Source organism: Nitrospirillum amazonense, assembly GCF_007828045.1.
Taxonomy (GTDB): domain Bacteria; phylum Pseudomonadota; class Alphaproteobacteria; order Azospirillales; family Azospirillaceae; genus Nitrospirillum; species Nitrospirillum amazonense_C.
In genome coordinates, this window is sequence record NZ_VITN01000065.1 from 1 (window position 1) to 1,967 (window position 1,967).

A 1,967-nucleotide genomic window follows, 5' to 3' on the forward strand; every position below is an offset into this window, starting at 1 on the left:
CAGTACAGCCTGCGCTTCGTGCGCCTGGTGAACCATGCCTACCAGGAACACGACGCCGGTCCGGCCAACCTGAAGGTGGATGTCCTCGGCACCAATGCCGTCACCCAGGAGCTGGGGCTGAAGGTGGACACGCAGTGGAACACGGGCGTCGGCCTGCTGTCGCCGGACCTGCGGGTGGCCTGGGTGCACGACTTCAAGGACGGGCCCATCCCGACCACGGGCGTGCTGGCCGGCGTGGCCTTCGCCAGCACCACCGGCCGGGTCAACACCGACGGCCTGGCCGTCAACCTGGGCGCCACCCTGCAGCAGAGCGAGGCCTTCAGCCTGCGCCTGGAGTACAACGGCGAGTACCGCCACGACTACCAGAGCCACGGCGGCGTCCTGCGCGCCAGCTGGAGCTTCTGATCAGGCGGCACAGCACAGGGGCACGGCCGAGGGGCAGATCGGACTGCTTCTCGGCCGGCCGCGTTTGCGGTTGAGGCCCCACACCCCGCGATCGCGTCGGGGGCCGGGCCTGGCCCATCCGCGAGGGCGACCGGATCACCCTGGCGGGGGAAGCCGACCAGACGACGCGGCCGTCGCCGGGACGGAGACTATCTACCTCAGCGGCGCCCGGCTTCGCGCCGAGGCGGCCCGGTGGAGCTGAAGACGTCCACGGCGGCGAGCAGGGGGCGGGGCGGGCTGTTGCGCGCCGGCAGGCGTGCTGGCGGCCATGACCGAAATGAACGCGCCATAAGGGCATATCGTGTCCGGGCGAGCATCGGGGCGCCTACTGCAGGTTCACGAAGGCGCCGCCGTCCACCAGCAGGGCGGCGCCGGTGACATAGCGGGCCAGGTCCGACGCCAGGAAGACGATGGGGCCGGCCAGATCTTCAGGCACGCCGAGGCGGCCCAAGGGCACGCGAGCGGCCATGCGGGTGCGCTTGCCTTCGTCCGCCAGATCCTCCTTGTTGATTTCGGTCAGGATGGTACCGGGCAACACGGAATTGCAGCGGATGCCGTGGCGACCCAGGGCGATCGCCGCCGACTGCATTAGGGAATGCACCCCCGCTTTGGTCGGGGTGTAGTGGGTCTGATATTCGCCGCCGACCAGGGCGGAGATGGAGGACACCGCGATGATGGCGCCGCCATGACCCTGGGCCACCATACGGTTGGCGGCCGCCTGCACCATGTAGTAGGCGCCGTGCAGGTTGACCCGCATCGTCCGTTCCAGCGTCTCCGCCGGCATGTCGAGGAAGGCGTGGAAGGGGCAGATGCCGGCGTTGTTGACGAAAACGTCCACCTTGCCCAGGGCGTCGCAGGCGCGGGTTATGAAGTCGGCGGCGGTGGCCGGATCGGCGACGTCACCCTTGATGGCCACGGCAAGCCGCCCAAGCGCCTTGATTTCCGCCACGCAAGAGGCGGCGCCGGCGTCATCGGAGTGATAGTTGATGGCGACATCGGCGCCATGCAGCGCGGCACCGATGGCGGCAGCCCGGCCGATGCCGGTCGATGCGCCAGTCACTAGGACGACCTTTCCGGCGAGTAGTGGCGTTGCCATGGTGTAGTATCTCCCAGTCATTATTCTACGTTTTCGGTCGCGCCGACAGATAATCCGTCATGGAATTGCGACCATGAAGTCAACGAAATGGAAATTCTAATCAATTGTTCCTAAAGAATTTTCACGGAACCTGGGAACTGCCGCCGATTGACGTCCGATCCGAATGTGGCGAGCGGATTTTTCTGGCCATCGCCATTGTCGTGGTCGCGCCATGGGCTGTTTAACGGCATCTTCCCGTTGACGCGATTTTTTCTATCATATAGAACACAATTCCATCATATGGCAATATCCAATCTCGGCGACGCCTGCGAAGCGCGGGAACGCTGGGCGAAAAGCAAGGTCAAGGGAGGGGTTGATGCTGCCGAAGATCAAACAGGTGCGCGCCTATGTGGTGCGCGGCGGCGGTGCGGACTATCACGACCAGGGC

Annotated in this window: 3 protein-coding genes; 2 read left to right on the forward strand and 1 reads right to left on the reverse strand. The window is 65.7% G+C overall.

All coding sequences use genetic code 11. From position 1 onward, the window contains the following. The coding region (locus FBZ89_RS30560; RefSeq protein WP_145754873.1) for an autotransporter outer membrane beta-barrel domain-containing protein at nt 1-405 on the forward strand (405 nt) is incomplete at its 5' end. 364 nt (nt 406-769) lie between these two features. Here the strand turns inward: FBZ89_RS30560 and lra1 are convergent. Then, a complete protein-coding gene (gene lra1, locus FBZ89_RS30565; RefSeq protein ID WP_342780663.1) occupies nt 770-1,561 on the reverse strand; it encodes an L-rhamnose 1-dehydrogenase Lra1 in 792 nt (263 codons plus the stop codon). A 126-nt stretch (nt 1,562-1,687) separates the two neighbouring features. On the opposite strand from lra1, the gene FBZ89_RS31325 reads away from it, so the two are divergent. Further along, the coding region (locus FBZ89_RS31325) for a hypothetical protein (RefSeq protein ID WP_211115435.1) at nt 1,688-1,967 on the forward strand (280 nt) is incomplete at its 3' end.

Excerpts from the sequence above, each read along its gene's own strand:
- lra1 (WP_342780663.1), bottom strand. The coding sequence starts at position 1,561 with ATGACTGGGAGATACTACACCATGGCAACGCCACTACTCGCCGGAAAG.